Annotated in this window: 18 protein-coding genes; 12 read left to right on the top strand and 6 right to left on the bottom strand. The window is 59.9% G+C overall.

Features of this window, described 5'->3' with window-relative positions; genetic code table 11:
* Positions 1–87 precede the first annotated feature (87 nt).
* The gene (locus ASC74_RS02430; protein WP_056738959.1) at positions 88–519 is read right to left on the bottom strand and encodes an NINE protein; all 432 of its coding nucleotides are present in this window, start codon (positions 517–519) and stop codon (positions 88–90) included.
* A 250-nt stretch (positions 520–769) separates the two neighbouring features.
* Here ASC74_RS02430 and ASC74_RS02425 point away from each other — a divergent pair, with 250 nt between their 5' ends.
* Positions 770–1,390 (top strand): C40 family peptidase, encoded by a 621-nt coding sequence (locus tag ASC74_RS02425; protein WP_056738956.1) that lies wholly within the window; start codon positions 770–772, stop codon positions 1,388–1,390.
* 103 nt (positions 1,391–1,493) lie between these two features.
* Here ASC74_RS02425 and ASC74_RS02420 read toward each other — a convergent pair whose 3' ends face one another.
* Positions 1,494–2,528: a type IV pilus twitching motility protein PilT gene (locus ASC74_RS02420; protein ID WP_056738953.1), complete on the bottom strand. Its 1,035-nt coding sequence runs from the start codon at positions 2,526–2,528 to the stop codon at positions 1,494–1,496.
* A gap of 55 nt (positions 2,529–2,583) precedes the next feature.
* Here ASC74_RS02420 and ASC74_RS02415 point away from each other — a divergent pair, with 55 nt between their 5' ends.
* From ASC74_RS02415 to ASC74_RS02370, 10 genes are all read left to right on the top strand, one after another.
* A complete protein-coding gene (locus tag ASC74_RS02415; protein WP_056738952.1) occupies positions 2,584–3,270 on the top strand; it encodes a YggS family pyridoxal phosphate-dependent enzyme in 687 nt (228 codons plus the stop codon).
* A gap of 35 nt (positions 3,271–3,305) precedes the next feature.
* Positions 3,306–4,124 carry a pyrroline-5-carboxylate reductase gene (gene proC / locus ASC74_RS02410; RefSeq protein ID WP_056738949.1) on the top strand — a complete coding sequence of 273 codons (819 nt, stop codon included), beginning with the start codon at positions 3,306–3,308 and terminating at the stop codon, positions 4,122–4,124.
* 10 nt (positions 4,125–4,134) lie between these two features.
* The gene (locus tag ASC74_RS02405; RefSeq protein ID WP_017341276.1) at positions 4,135–4,725 is read left to right on the top strand and encodes a YggT family protein; all 591 of its coding nucleotides are present in this window, start codon (positions 4,135–4,137) and stop codon (positions 4,723–4,725) included.
* A gap of 4 nt (positions 4,726–4,729) precedes the next feature.
* Complete coding sequence (locus tag ASC74_RS02400) at positions 4,730–5,026, top strand: DUF167 domain-containing protein (protein ID WP_008007416.1); 297 nt, start codon at positions 4,730–4,732, stop codon at positions 5,024–5,026.
* 181 nt (positions 5,027–5,207) lie between these two features.
* A complete protein-coding gene (gene metX, locus ASC74_RS02395) occupies positions 5,208–6,347 on the top strand; it encodes a homoserine O-succinyltransferase MetX (protein ID WP_056738948.1) in 1,140 nt (379 codons plus the stop codon).
* Positions 6,348–6,354: 7 nt separating this feature from the next.
* Entirely contained in the window at positions 6,355–6,975 is a 621-nt protein-coding gene (gene metW, locus ASC74_RS02390) for a methionine biosynthesis protein MetW (protein WP_008152632.1), read from the top strand.
* A gap of 26 nt (positions 6,976–7,001) precedes the next feature.
* Complete coding sequence (locus ASC74_RS02385) at positions 7,002–7,436, top strand: DUF4426 domain-containing protein (protein ID WP_046045223.1); 435 nt, start codon at positions 7,002–7,004, stop codon at positions 7,434–7,436.
* A complete protein-coding gene (rdgB, locus tag ASC74_RS02380) occupies positions 7,433–8,029 on the top strand; it encodes an RdgB/HAM1 family non-canonical purine NTP pyrophosphatase (RefSeq protein ID WP_056738946.1) in 597 nt (198 codons plus the stop codon). Before ASC74_RS02385 ends, rdgB begins: the two co-directional genes overlap by 4 nt.
* Positions 8,026–9,231, top strand: a complete 1,206-nt coding sequence (gene hemW, locus ASC74_RS02375; protein WP_056738944.1) for a radical SAM family heme chaperone HemW — start codon at positions 8,026–8,028, stop codon at positions 9,229–9,231. The genes rdgB and hemW overlap by 4 nt, the downstream gene beginning before the upstream one ends.
* A gap of 22 nt (positions 9,232–9,253) precedes the next feature.
* A complete protein-coding gene (locus ASC74_RS02370; protein ID WP_046045220.1) occupies positions 9,254–9,577 on the top strand; it encodes a DUF3392 domain-containing protein in 324 nt (107 codons plus the stop codon).
* Between the two features lie 131 nt (positions 9,578–9,708).
* Here the strand turns inward: ASC74_RS02370 and trmB are convergent, their stop codons facing one another.
* From trmB to ASC74_RS02350, 4 genes are all read right to left on the bottom strand, one after another.
* Positions 9,709–10,434, bottom strand: coding sequence for a tRNA (guanosine(46)-N7)-methyltransferase TrmB (trmB, locus tag ASC74_RS02365; protein WP_046045219.1), 726 nt, complete (start codon positions 10,432–10,434; stop codon positions 9,709–9,711).
* A 9-nt stretch (positions 10,435–10,443) separates the two neighbouring features.
* Complete coding sequence (locus ASC74_RS02360) at positions 10,444–11,238, bottom strand: thiazole synthase (protein WP_008068101.1); 795 nt, start codon at positions 11,236–11,238, stop codon at positions 10,444–10,446.
* Positions 11,239–11,298: 60 nt separating this feature from the next.
* Positions 11,299–11,499, bottom strand: a complete 201-nt coding sequence (gene thiS, locus ASC74_RS02355) for a sulfur carrier protein ThiS (RefSeq protein ID WP_007897898.1) — start codon at positions 11,497–11,499, stop codon at positions 11,299–11,301.
* A 90-nt stretch (positions 11,500–11,589) separates the two neighbouring features.
* The gene (locus ASC74_RS02350; RefSeq protein ID WP_056738942.1) at positions 11,590–11,961 is read right to left on the bottom strand and encodes a DUF423 domain-containing protein; all 372 of its coding nucleotides are present in this window, start codon (positions 11,959–11,961) and stop codon (positions 11,590–11,592) included.
* Between the two features lie 74 nt (positions 11,962–12,035).
* Here ASC74_RS02350 and mtgA point away from each other — a divergent pair, with 74 nt between their 5' ends.
* Complete coding sequence (gene mtgA, locus ASC74_RS02345) at positions 12,036–12,758, top strand: monofunctional biosynthetic peptidoglycan transglycosylase (protein ID WP_056738940.1); 723 nt, start codon at positions 12,036–12,038, stop codon at positions 12,756–12,758.
* Positions 12,759–12,937: the final 179 nt, after the last annotated feature.

The following is a 12,937-nucleotide window of genomic DNA, read 5'->3' as shown; positions in this document are numbered from 1 at the left end:
CCTGCATTCGCGAGCAGGCTCGCTCCCACAAGGACCGCATCAACCCTGTGGGAGCGAGCCGGCTCCGGGCGGCGATCCGACGAAGACTTACTGGAAGGCGCCTCGGTTCTGGGCATTGCGAATCGACACCTGGTCATTCAGCGTCCAGAAGTCATACAGCACCCCCAGAAAGAACAACCCACCCGTCAACAGATACAGCAATCCGCTGATCCACTTCCCCTGATACATCCGGTGTAAGCCGAACACCCCAAGAAACGTCAACAGAATCCACGCGACGTTGTACTCGATAGGCCCCGCGGTGAACCGCAGGTCCGCTTCACGATCCATGGCCGGGATCAGAAACACGTCGATCAGCCAACCGATACCCAACAAACCGAAGGTGAAGAACCAGATCGTCCCCGTCACCGGCTTGCCGTAATAGAAGCGGTGAGCGCCGGTAAAACCGAAAACCCACAGCAGGTAACCGATCACTTTGCTGTGCGTGTCTTGATGCGGAACGGGCTGTTGATAGGTGTTCATGAAGGACCTCTATTCACACGATAGATAAATATTCTTTAAATCTTTGTGACTTTTTTACAGGTTGCCGACGCATGGCAAATGCTACCTTGTGTCCCGTCAAAGCCTTGTACCACAAGCGTTGTGTCCGACAATCGCGTCTATTTTCCGCTTATTTGGTTCCGTTGACCCCAAGGTTGAATCGACCAACGGCCTCGGAAGGGCCAAAAAAGCTGTTATAAAGTTGCGCGCTAACTTATATGAGCCTTGCCTAATGCGTCCATTTTTCAAGACATGGCTAACCATTTGCCTTTTGATGCCACTGGCCGCCCACGCCACCAATCGTGAGCAACGTCTTCCTAACGTTAATGGTTACACCCAAAAATCCCATGTTTCTGCTCCTTCGAGCAAAAACAAACAGACCGTAAAACACGCTCCCCTGCTGAGCAGCAGCAAAAGCGGCCTGGTTCCGCCGATGGCGACCAAGGAAAGCAGCAACGTGCTGAGCCGCGCCGTAAACGTCCTGGGTACTCCGTACCGTTGGGGCGGCAGCAGCCCAAGTAAAGGGTTCGACTGCAGTGGACTGGTGAAATACGCGTTCAACGACGCCACGTTTGACCTGCCGCGCACGTCCAACGCCATGGCCAGCGGTCATGGGGAGAAAGTCGATCGCAAGGATCTGAAGCCTGGCGACCTGATTTTCTTCAACATCAAGAGCCGTCGGGTCAATCACGTTGCCATCTACCTGGGCAACGACCGCTTCATCCACGCACCACGTCGTGGCAAGTCGGTGACCATCGATACGCTGAAGAAACCCTACTGGGAAAGCCACTACGTGGTTGCCAAGCGGGTTATGCCGAAAGAGAAGAACGCCATTCAGGTTGTTCAGCGCTGATTTGAAGCAAGATCAAAAGATCGCAGCCTGCGGCAGCTCCTACACGGGACTATGCATTTCCCTGTAGGAGCTGCCGCAGGCTGCGATCTTTTGCTTTTAAGCCTCAAAAACCATCCGGCGTGCGCGCTTTCTCCCGCGCATGCTCGCGGCTGATCAAGCCCTTGCTCACCAGCTCCTTCAAGCACATATCCAGCGTCTGCATCCCCAGGTTTCCCCCGGTCTGAATCGATGAGTACATCTGCGCCACCTTGTCTTCGCGGATCAGATTACGGATCGCTGACGTGCCGAGCATGATTTCGTGGGCCGCGATCCGCCCGCCGCCGATCTTCTTGACCAATGTCTGCGATACCACCGCCAGCAACGACTCGGACAGCATCGAACGAACCATCGACTTTTCGTCCCCCGGAAACACGTCCACCACCCGGTCAATGGTTTTCGCCGCCGAGGTCGTGTGCAGCGTGCCAAACACCAGGTGACCGGTTTCGGCGGCGGTCAACGCCAGGCGAATGGTCTCGAGATCCCGCATCTCCCCCACCAGAATCACGTCCGGGTCCTCCCGCAGGGCCGAGCGTAGAGCCGTGGCGAAACTGCGTGTATCACGATGGACTTCACGCTGATTGATCAAGCATTTGCGTGACTCGTGGACGAACTCGATGGGGTCTTCGATGGTGAGGATGTGCTGATGACGATGGGTGTTCAGGTGATCGATCATCGCTGCCAGGGTGGTGGATTTGCCGGAACCGGTCGGACCGGTCACCAGCACCAGCCCTCGCGGCGCTTCGGTAATTTTGCGAAACACTTCCCCCATACCGAGATCTTCCATGCTCAGGACCTTGGACGGAATGGTCCGGAACACCGCGCCAGCACCGCGATTGTGGTTGAACGCGTTAACCCGAAAACGCGCCACGCCGGGCACGTCAAAGGAGAAGTCGGTCTCCAGGTGCTTCTCGAAGTCCACCCGCTGCGTGTCGTTCATGATGTCGTAGATCAGCGCCTGCACCTGCTTGTGGTCCAGGGCCGGCAGGTTGATGCGCCGCACATCGCCGTCGACCCGAATCATCGGTGGCAGGCCGGCAGACAGATGCAAGTCGGACGCGCCCTGTTTCGCGCTGAAAGCCAGCAGCTCAGTGATATCCATAGCGTTCCTCAATTCCAGTAGAATGCCGCGAACCTTCAGCCGCCGGCGCCTCTTGATGTCCACGATAGCAGACAACATCGCTCAGGTTAGTTCACGCATCCACGCTGCCGTCCTTGCCGCAAAACGCGACGAAGACAGCGTCCAGCTGCTGGCTGTGAGCAAGACCAAGCCCGCCGAAGCCCTGCGCGAAGCGTATGCCGCCGGGCTGCGCGACTTTGGCGAGAACTACCTGCAGGAAGCCCTGAGCAAACAGCTCGAATTGGCCGACCTGCCCTTGATCTGGCACTTCATCGGCCCCATTCAATCGAACAAGACTCGCGCTATCGCCGAGCACTTCGCCTGGGTGCATTCCGTGGATCGTTTGAAAATCGCACAACGCCTGTCCGAACAACGTCCTGCCGATTTGCCGCCACTGAACATCTGCATCCAGGTCAACGTCAGCGGTGAAGCCAGCAAGTCCGGCTGCACCCCGGCTGATCTTCCGGCCCTGGCCAATGCCATCAGCGAACTGCCGCGCATCAAGCTGCGCGGGTTGATGGCGATCCCCGAGCCGACCGAAGATCGCGCCGCCCAGGATGCCGCTTTTGCTGCCGTACAAAGCCTGCAAGCCAGCCTGAACCTGCCGCTCGACACACTTTCCATGGGCATGAGCCACGACCTCGAGTCCGCCATCGCCCAAGGCGCCACTTGGGTCCGTATCGGTACGGCCCTGTTTGGCGCCCGCGACTACGGCCAGCCTTGAAAAATGGCTGACTCCTCTCTTTATAAGGACCTGACATGAGCAAGACTCGTATTGCCTTTATCGGTGCCGGCAACATGGCGGCCAGCCTGATCGGCGGCCTGCGCGCCAAAGGTCTGGATGCCGCGCAGATCCGCGCCAGTGATCCGGGCGCTGAAACCCGCGCTCGCGTGAACGCTGAACACGGTATCGAGGTGTTCGCCGACAACGCCGACGCCATCCAGGGCGCCGAAGTCGTCGTACTGGCGGTCAAACCCCAAGCGATGAAAGCCGTCTGCGAAGCGCTTCGCCCAAGCCTCAAGCCGAATCAACTGGTGGTCTCGATTGCGGCCGGCATCACCTGCGCCAGCATGAACAACTGGCTTGGCGCCCAACCGATCGTGCGTTGCATGCCCAACACCCCGGCGCTGCTGCGTCAGGGCGTGAGCGGCTTGTTCGCCACGGCTGAAGTGAACACCGAGCAACGCAAACAGGCGCAAGAACTGCTGTCCGCCGTCGGCATTGCCCTGTGGCTGGATGAAGAGCAACAGCTGGACGCGGTCACCGCCGTTTCCGGCTCGGGCCCTGCATACTTCTTCCTGCTGATCGAAGCCATGACCGCCGCGGGCGTGAAGCTCGGCCTGCCAGCAGACATCGCCGCACAACTGACCCTGCAAACCGCTTTGGGCGCCGCTCACATGGCCGTCGCCAGTGACGTCGACGCTGCGGAACTGCGTCGCCGCGTGACCTCGCCTGCGGGCACGACGGAAGCGGCGATCAAGTCGTTCCAGGCCGGCGGCTTCGAAGCCCTGGTAGAAAAAGCACTCGGCGCCGCTGCGCACCGCTCGGCCGAGATGGCCGAACAATTGGGTCAATAAGGAGCCTTACATGATTGGATTGAACACTGCAGCGGTCTACGTGCTGCAAACACTCGGCAGCCTGTACCTGCTGATCGTGCTGCTGCGCTTCGTACTGCAACTGGTACGCGCGAACTTCTACAACCCGCTCTGCCAGTTCGCCGTGAAGGCCACTCAGCCGCTGCTCAAGCCATTGCGCCGGATCATCCCGAGCATGTTCGGCCTGGACATGTCCTCGCTGGTGCTGGCAATCCTCGTGCAACTGGCGTTGATGGCCCTGACCCTGCTGCTGACTTACGGCACCACCGGTAACCCGCTGCAATTGCTGATCTGGTCGCTGATTGGCGTGACCGCGCTGTTCCTGAAGATTTTCTTCTTTGCCCTGATCATCAGCGTGATCCTGTCCTGGGTCGCACCGGGCAGCCATAACCCTGGCGCCGAGCTGGTGAACCAGATTTGCGAGCCAGCCCTGGCGCCGTTCCGCAAGATTCTGCCAAACCTTGGCGGCCTGGATATCTCGCCGATCCTGGCGTTCATGGTGCTCAAGCTGATCGACATGCTGGTGATCAACAACCTCGCCGCCATGACGATGATGCCGGAAATCCTGCGTCTGCTGATCTGACCCGGTGAGCTACTTTCGCTGGGACGGTGACGACCTGATTCTGGAATGTCACCTGCAACCGGCGGCCCGCAGCGATGATTTCTGCGGGCTGCATGGGGATCGATTGAAGATTCGCCTGACGGCACCGCCGGTTGAAGGCAAGGCCAACGCGTATTTGATGGCGTTTCTGGCCAAGGCGTTTGGGGTGTCCAAGAGTCAGGTGAGCTTGATCAGCGGCGAGTTGAACCGACAGAAGCGGGTGCGGATTTGTTCGCCGAAGAAGTTGCCGGATTTGCCGGACCTGCTGCGCCCGGCAGGCTGACCGCGTCATCGTTCTTCGCGAGCAAGCCCGCTCCCACATTGGAATGCGTTCCCCTGTGGGAGCGGGCTTGCTCGCGAATGGCGCACCTCGGTCTAACTGAATGAAATCAGGCCCGGCCTTTGCTTGCTGCTAAAGGCAGCGGTCTTTAGACTTACGCCTCATTTCAACGAGAGCAGGGTCGATGCCAGCTGCCTTTCCCCCCGATTCTGTTGGTCTGGTGACGCCGCAAGTGGCGCACTTCAGTGAACCCCTGGCCTTGGCCTGCGGCCGTTCGCTCCCAGCTTATGACCTGATCTACGAAACCTACGGCACGCTGAACGCCGCGGCGAGCAACGCCGTGCTGATCTGCCACGCCTTGTCGGGTCACCATCACGCTGCCGGCTTCCACAGCCCCGACGATCGTAAACCCGGTTGGTGGGACAGCTGCATCGGGCCTGGCAAGCCGATCGACACCAACAAATTCTTCGTGGTCAGCCTGAACAACCTCGGCGGTTGCAACGGCTCCACCGGCCCGAGCAGCATCAATCCGGAAACCGGCAAGCCGTTCGGTGCCGACTTCCCTGTGCTGACCGTGGAAGACTGGGTTCACAGCCAGGCGCGCCTGGCCGACCTGCTCGGCATCAACCAATGGGCCGCCGTGATTGGCGGCAGTCTCGGTGGCATGCAGGCCATGCAGTGGAGCATCACCTACCCGGATCGCATTCGCCACTGCCTGGCCATCGCCTCGGCCCCCAAGCTGTCGGCGCAGAACATTGCCTTCAACGAAGTGGCGCGCCAGGCGATCCTCACCGACCCCGAGTTCCACGGCGGTTCGTTCCAGGAAGCGGGCGTGATCCCCAAGCGTGGCTTGATGCTGGCGCGGATGGTCGGGCACATCACGTACCTGTCCGATGACTCCATGGGCGAGAAATTCGGCCGGGGCCTGAAGAGCGAAAAGCTCAACTACGACTTCCACAGCGTCGAGTTCCAGGTCGAAAGCTACCTGCGTTATCAGGGTGAAGAGTTCTCCGGGCGTTTCGACGCCAACACGTACCTGCTGATGACCAAGGCGCTGGACTACTTCGATCCGGCAGCGAACTTTGACGATGACCTGGCGAAAACCTTCGCCAACGCCCAGGCGAAGTTCTGCGTGATGTCCTTCACCACCGACTGGCGCTTCTCCCCCGCCCGCTCGCGGGAACTGGTGGACGCGCTGATGGCGGCCAAGAAAGACGTCTGCTACCTCGAGATCGACGCTCCGCAAGGCCACGACGCCTTCCTGATTCCGATCCCGCGCTACTTGCAGGCATTCAGCAATTACATGAACCGCATTACGTTGTGAGAAAGCCATGAGAGCTGATCTGGAAATCATCCAGGAATGGATCCCCGCCGGCAGCCGCGTGCTCGACCTCGGTTGCGGCGATGGCGAATTGCTGACCTGGCTGCGCGATAACAAGCAAGTGACCGGCTATGGCCTGGAAAACGACCCGGACAACATCGCCGAGTGCGTGGCCAAGGGCATCAACGTGATTGAGCAGGACCTGGACAAGGGCCTGGGCAACTTCGCCAGCAACAGCTTCGACGTCGTGGTCATGACCCAGGCGCTGCAAGCCGTGCACTACCCGGACAAGATCCTCGACGAAATGCTGCGCGTCGGTCGCCAGTGCATCATCACCTTCCCCAACTTCGGTCACTGGCGCTGCCGCTGGTACCTGGCGAGCAAGGGCCGGATGCCGGTGTCCGATTTTCTGCCGTACACCTGGTACAACACGCCGAACATCCACTTTTGCACCTTCGAAGACTTTGAAGCGTTGTGTCGCGAACGTGAAGCCAGGGTCATTGATCGGCTTGCCGTGGATCAACAGCATCGGCACGGGTGGGCCAGTAAGCTATGGCCTAATCTGTTAGGTGAGATCGGTATTTACCGTGTCAGCAGCCCCGGGCTGCAGGATCACAAGGTCGCTGTCTGAACCACGCCATTCCAAGGAGAACGAACATGGGTCGTCTAGCGCTGTTTTTACTCACTGCCTGCCTGAGCGTCACCGCCATGGCCGCCGACGTCATCAAAGGCGAGCGCAAGGAAACCTTTGGCGATGTAACGGTGCACTACAACACCTTCAACTCCACCTTCCTGACACCCGACATCGCCAAAGCGGCCGGGCTGACGCGGAGCAAGAACCAGGGTGTGATAAACGTCTCCGTGCTCAAGGATGGCAAACCACTGACCGCTGACGTCAGCGGATCGGTGAAAGACCTGACCAGCCAGACCGTGCCGTTGAAGTTCAAACAGATCACTGAACAAGGCGCGATCTACTACATCGCCCAGTTCCCGGTCGATCAACAGGAAGTCCGGACCTTCGACATCAAGGTGCAGAACGGCGATAAAATCAACACCATCAATTTCAACCAAGAGCTCTTCCCCGGCGAATGATCAACTTCACGCAACTCGTACTGGCCAGCCACAACGCCGGCAAACTCAAAGAACTTCAGGCCATGCTCGGCGAATCGGTGCAACTGCGCTCGATCGGCGAGTTCAGCAGCGTCGAACCTGAAGAAACCGGCCTGTCGTTCGTCGAAAACGCCATCCTCAAGGCCCGTAATGCCGCGCGCATCTCCGGCTTGCCGGCGCTGGCCGACGATTCGGGGTTGGCAGTGGATTTCCTCGGCGGTGCGCCGGGTATCTACTCGGCTCGTTATGCCGACGGTCAGGGCGATGCGGCGAACAACGCCAAACTGCTCGACGTATTGAAGGACGTGCCGGAAGCCGAGCGCGGTGCGCAGTTCGTCTGTGTGCTGGCGCTGGTGCGTCACGCCGATGATCCGCTGCCGATCCTCTGCGAAGGCCTGTGGCACGGTCGTATCCTGCCTGCGGCCAGCGGCGAACACGGTTTTGGTTACGATCCGCTGTTCTGGGTGCCGGAGCGCGATTGCTCCAGCGCCGAGTTGAGCCCGAGCGACAAGAACCTCATCAGCCACCGCGCCCGTGCAATGGATCTGCTGCGCCAGCGTCTGGGCCTGAAATGATCCATGACTCATCCGCATCGCCGCTGATCTTCGGCGGCGATGCCCAATCGCCTCGGGCCGCCCTGCCTGTGCTGCCGCCCCTGGCGTTGTACATCCACATCCCGTGGTGTGTGCGCAAATGCCCTTATTGCGACTTCAACTCCCACACCGCCAGCCCGGTGCTGCCGGAAGAAGAGTATGTGGACGCGCTGCTGGCCGACCTCGATCAGGACCTGCATGCGGTTTACGGCCGTGAGCTGAGTTCGATCTTCTTTGGTGGCGGCACGCCGAGCCTGTTCAGCGCTGAAGCCCTGGGCCGTTTGCTCAAAGGCGTCGAGCAACGCATTCCGTTTGCCAGCGACATCGAAATTACCCTGGAAGCGAATCCCGGGACGTTCGAACAAGAGAAGTTCGTTGCCTACCGCGCGCTGGGCATCAATCGCCTGTCGATCGGTATCCAGAGCTTTCAGGAAGAGAAACTCAAGGCACTGGGGCGGATTCACAACGGTGACGAAGCGGTACGTGCCGCCGGCATGGCCCGTCAGGCCGGGTTTGATAACTTCAACCTGGACTTGATGCACGGCTTGCCCGATCAGTCGCTGGAAGATGCCCTGAACGACCTGCGTACAGCCATCGCCCTGAAGCCGACTCATTTGTCCTGGTATCAGCTGACGCTGGAGCCGAACACGGTGTTCTGGAACCAGCCGCCGACGCTGCCCGAAGACGACACGTTGTGGGACATTCAGGAAGCGGGTCAGGCGCTGCTCGCCGAACACGGTTACGCGCAATACGAAGTCTCGGCTTACGCGCAACCGGGTCGCCCGGCGCGGCATAACCTGAATTACTGGAGTTTCGGCGACTTCATCGGCATCGGCGCCGGGGCTCACGGCAAGCTCAGCCACCCGGACGGGCGCATCGTTCGTACCTGGAAGACCCGGTTGCCGAAGGACTACCTCAACCCGGCCAAAAGCTTTAAGGCTGGCGAGAAAGCGTTGACCAATGATGAGATGCCGTTCGAGTTCCTGATGAACGCGCTGCGCCTGACCGAAGGCGTGGAATCGCGACTATATCCGGAACGCACCGGGATGACCCTGGAAAGCCTCGCCGAACACCGCCGCGAAGCCGAACAAAGTGGCTTGTTGCAGGTCGAACCGTCACGTCTGGCGGCCACCGAGCGCGGACAACTGTTTCTCAATGATTTGCTGCAGACATTTCTGAGCTGATTTCAGCCTTAAGGGAAAACGAATGGATTTGATACTCGACCTGCTCGCCACCGCGTCCCGCTGGAGCCGTAGCAACCTGTCTGAAATCGCTCTGGCACTGGTGGGCTGCCTGCTGGTGTTGTTTGGCGCCGATATCAAAGGCTGGGTCGACCAACGTTTGGGCAGCATCGCCGGTGCCTTGCGCGTCCCGCTGATGGCCCTGCTGTGCATGATCGGCAGCGGCGTCGCGCTGATTTACGCCACGCCGTGGATCATCAAAGGCCTGAGCCAGTTCAACAACTACAGCCTGGCGCCGGTGTTGTTGGTGGTGCTGGTACTGATCGGCGTAGTCGCCGACCGCCGCTGAATTCAGCTACAACCGAAAACAACTGTGGGAGCGGGCTTGCTCGCGAAGAGGGAGTGTCAGTCGACATTAATATCGACTGATACACCGCCTTCGCGAGCAAGCCCGCTCCCACAGTTAGTATTGCGTAGGGTTTAGGACTGTTTCTCGAACTTCAGGTCCCACACGCCATGCCCAAGACGTTCGCCACGGCGTTCGAACTTGGTGATCGGGCGTTCGGTCGGGCGCGGGACGCATTTGCCGTCTTCGGCCAGGTTGCGATAACCCGGCGCAACGTTCATCACTTCCAGCATGTACTCGGCGTACGGTTCCCAGTCGGTGGCCATGTGCAGCACACCACCGACCTTCAACTTGCTGCGCACCAGCTCAGCGAACGACGCCTGAACGATACGACGCTTGTGGTGGCGGCTCTTGTGCCATGGGTCCGGGAAAAACAGCATCAGGCGATCGAGGCTGTTGTCGGCCACACAGAGGTTGAGCACTTCGATCGCATCGCAATCGTAGACCCGCAGGTTGGTCAGGCCCTGAGTCAGCACGCCATTGAGCAGCGCGCCAACACCCGGACGGTGCACTTCCACGCCGATGAAATCCTGCTCCGGCGAGGCCGCGGCCATTTCCAGCAGCGAATGGCCCATGCCGAAACCGATTTCCAGCGAGCGCGGTGCCGAACGACCGAACACCTGATCGAAGTCCACCGGCGCATCGGCCAGAGGCAACACGAACAGCGGCGTGCCTTGCTCCAGACCTTTTTGCTGGCCTTCGGTCATGCGCCCGGCGCGCATCACGAAACTCTTGATGCGGCGGTGTTGGCGCTCTTCGCCTTCTTCCGGCTGGATAGGCGTTTCGTTTGATTCAGTCATCAATGGCTCTTACTTGATCAGACCATCCAGCGGCGAGGAGGCGCTGGCATAGAGTTTTTTCGGCATGCGGCCGGCGAGGTAGGCCAAGCGACCTGCAACGATGGCGTGTTTCATGGCTTCAGCCATCATGATCGGCTGCTGGGCGTGGGCGATGGCCGAGTTCATCAGCACCGCTTCGCAACCCAGTTCCATAGCGATGGTGGCGTCGGAAGCGGTGCCGACACCGGCATCCACCAGTACAGGAATCTTGGCTTCTTCGAGGATGATCTGCAGGTTGTACGGGTTGCAGATCCCCAGGCCCGTGCCGATCAGACCGGCCAGCGGCATCACCGCGATAACACCGATTTCCGCCAATTGACGGGCAATGATCGGGTCATCGCTGGTGTAAACCATCACGTCGAAACCTTCCTTGACCAGCACTTCGGCGGCCTTGAGGGTTTCGATCACGTTGGGGAACAGGGTTTTCTGGTCGGCCAGCACTTCCAGCTTCACCAGGTTGTGGCCGCCGAGCAGCTCACGGGCCAGGCGGCAGGTGCGCACAGCCTCGGTAGCGTCGAAGCAACCAGCAGTGTTAGGCAGGAAGGTGTAGCGGTCCGGCGACAGGACTTCGAGCAGGTTCGGTTCGCCCGGGTTCTGGCCGAGGTTGGTGCGGCGCACGGCGAAGGTGACGATCTCGGCACCCGAGGCTTCGATGGCCAGGCGGGTTTCTTCCATGTCGCGGTACTTGCCGGTACCTACCAGCAAACGCGACTGGTAAGTACGACCGGCCAGGACGAAGGGCTTGTCGCTACGAACGATGCTCATGGGAAATCCTCTGTAGGGGTGAGGTTCTTGCAGAATTCTGTGCCCTTAAGGGCCGGACGACTAGCCGCCGCCGATGGCGTGAACGACTTCGACCGAATCGCCGTCGTTCAGCGTGGTTTCAGCGTGCTGGCTGCGCGGGACGATATCCAGATTGAGTTCGACCGCCACCCGGCGTCCGGTCAGTTCCAGACGGGTCAGCAGGGCCGCAACGGTTTCACCGTCGGGCAGTTCAAGGGATTCGCCGTTCAACTGAATGCGCATACCGAATGCCGCCATCATTTTTAGGGGCTGGCATTCTAGCCCGATCAGTCTTGGCGACCCAAGCCATTCGTCATGAAATGGACCACCCGGTCAGCTCAACCGCCAGGCGGCAAGCCCCAGGCACAACCAGCCGACCAGAAATGCCAGGCCGCCGAAGGGGGTGATGATCCCTAGCTTGCTGACGCCGGTCATGGTCAACAGGTACAGACTGCCGGAAAACAGCAGGATGCCGACGACAAACGATGCTCCCGCCCAGGTGATCAGGCGCCCGGGAATCTGCGTGGCCAGCAACGCAACGCCCACCAATGCCAATGTGTGCACCAACTGATAGGTCACGCCGGTGTGGAAAATCGCCAGGTACTCGGGCGTCAGACGGCTTTTCAAGCCATGGGCGGCGAACGCGCCAAGGGCAACGCCGGTGAAGCCGAAGAAAGCGGCCAGCATCAGAAAGCCACGCAGCATGAAGAACTCCAGTCAGACTCGATCCACAGGGTCTGTATAATGGCCCGCTCAACGGGTTCGGCCAAGCCATCTCTATGCTGCGTATATTTTTGCGACGATTCACGAAGGCCCTGCTCTGGTTCGCGGGTGGCAGCGTATTGCTGGTGCTGATCTTTCGCGTGGTACCACCACCGGGAACCGCGCTGATGGCCGAGCGCAAGGTCGAATCCTGGTTCGACGGCGAGCCCATCGACCTGCAACGCACCTGGAAACCCTGGGATGAAATCTCCGATGACCTGAAAGTCGCGGTGATTGCCGGCGAAGATCAGAAATTCCCGGAGCATTGGGGCTTTGACTTTGGCGCGATCCAGGCCGCACTGGCCCACAACGAACTCGGCGGAACGATTCGCGGCGCCAGCACCTTGAGCCAGCAGGTCTCGAAGAATCTGTTTCTGTGGTCCGGCCGCAGCTGGTTGCGCAAAGGCCTGGAAGCCTGGTTTACCGGGCTGATCGAAGTGTTCTGGCCCAAGCAGCGAATTCTTGAGGTGTACCTCAACAGTGTCGAGTGGGATGACGGTGTGTTTGGCGCTGAAGCAGCCGCCAGGCATCACTTTGGCGTCGGCGCTCGTTCGCTGTCCCGGCAGCAGGCCAGTTTGCTGGCGGCGGTGTTGCCTAACCCGCGAGTGTGGAGCGCCGGCCATCCAACTAACTACGTCGCACGGCGAGCGGGATGGATTCGACAGCAGATGAGCCAGCTCGGCGGTGATAGCTACCTTGTAGGAATCAATGATTCACGCCGCGCACCTTGGGCTCAGTAACCGATCACTCATTTCTGAGCGCTAAAGATCCCCTGTGGGAGCGGGCTTGCTCGCGAATGCGTCGTGCCAGTCAACATCAATGCTCAATGAACAACCGCATTCGCGAGCAAGCCCGCTCCCACATTGGTTTTGCGGTGGGGCAGGAATATCGGACACAAACAAAAACGCCCCGCTCAATG

It is taken from the genome of Pseudomonas sp. Root329, assembly GCF_001424925.1.
GTDB classification, from domain to species: Bacteria; Pseudomonadota; Gammaproteobacteria; order Pseudomonadales; family Pseudomonadaceae; genus Aquipseudomonas; species Aquipseudomonas arabinosi.
The sequence above is the reverse complement of the archived record's forward strand: the minus strand, read 5'-3'. Positions and strand labels throughout refer to the sequence as shown.

What these genes read in the sequence shown, in the direction of transcription:
- mtgA (WP_056738940.1), top strand. Translation starts at nt 12,036, where the DNA reads ATGCTGCGTATATTTTTGCGACGATTCACGAAGGCCCTGCTCTGGTTC.
- metW (WP_008152632.1), top strand. Translation starts at nt 6,355, where the DNA reads ATGAGAGCTGATCTGGAAATCATCCAGGAATGGATCCCCGCCGGCAGC.
- ASC74_RS02360 (WP_008068101.1), bottom strand. Translation starts at nt 11,238, where the DNA reads ATGAGCATCGTTCGTAGCGACAAGCCCTTCGTCCTGGCCGGTCGTACT.
- hemW (WP_056738944.1), top strand. Translation starts at nt 8,026, where the DNA reads ATGATCCATGACTCATCCGCATCGCCGCTGATCTTCGGCGGCGATGCC.
- ASC74_RS02370 (WP_046045220.1), top strand. Translation starts at nt 9,254, where the DNA reads ATGGATTTGATACTCGACCTGCTCGCCACCGCGTCCCGCTGGAGCCGT.
- ASC74_RS02350 (WP_056738942.1), bottom strand. Translation starts at nt 11,961, where the DNA reads ATGCTGCGTGGCTTTCTGATGCTGGCCGCTTTCTTCGGCTTCACCGGC.
- ASC74_RS02405 (WP_017341276.1), top strand. Translation starts at nt 4,135, where the DNA reads ATGATTGGATTGAACACTGCAGCGGTCTACGTGCTGCAAACACTCGGC.
- ASC74_RS02385 (WP_046045223.1), top strand. Translation starts at nt 7,002, where the DNA reads ATGGGTCGTCTAGCGCTGTTTTTACTCACTGCCTGCCTGAGCGTCACC.
- metX (WP_056738948.1), top strand. Translation starts at nt 5,208, where the DNA reads ATGCCAGCTGCCTTTCCCCCCGATTCTGTTGGTCTGGTGACGCCGCAA.
- proC (WP_056738949.1), top strand. Translation starts at nt 3,306, where the DNA reads ATGAGCAAGACTCGTATTGCCTTTATCGGTGCCGGCAACATGGCGGCC.
- trmB (WP_046045219.1), bottom strand. Translation starts at nt 10,434, where the DNA reads ATGACTGAATCAAACGAAACGCCTATCCAGCCGGAAGAAGGCGAAGAG.
- ASC74_RS02420 (WP_056738953.1), bottom strand. Translation starts at nt 2,528, where the DNA reads ATGGATATCACTGAGCTGCTGGCTTTCAGCGCGAAACAGGGCGCGTCC.
- ASC74_RS02425 (WP_056738956.1), top strand. Translation starts at nt 770, where the DNA reads ATGCGTCCATTTTTCAAGACATGGCTAACCATTTGCCTTTTGATGCCA.
- ASC74_RS02415 (WP_056738952.1), top strand. Translation starts at nt 2,584, where the DNA reads ATGTCCACGATAGCAGACAACATCGCTCAGGTTAGTTCACGCATCCAC.
- rdgB (WP_056738946.1), top strand. Translation starts at nt 7,433, where the DNA reads ATGATCAACTTCACGCAACTCGTACTGGCCAGCCACAACGCCGGCAAA.
- ASC74_RS02430 (WP_056738959.1), bottom strand. Translation starts at nt 519, where the DNA reads ATGAACACCTATCAACAGCCCGTTCCGCATCAAGACACGCACAGCAAA.
- thiS (WP_007897898.1), bottom strand. Translation starts at nt 11,499, where the DNA reads ATGCGCATTCAGTTGAACGGCGAATCCCTTGAACTGCCCGACGGTGAA.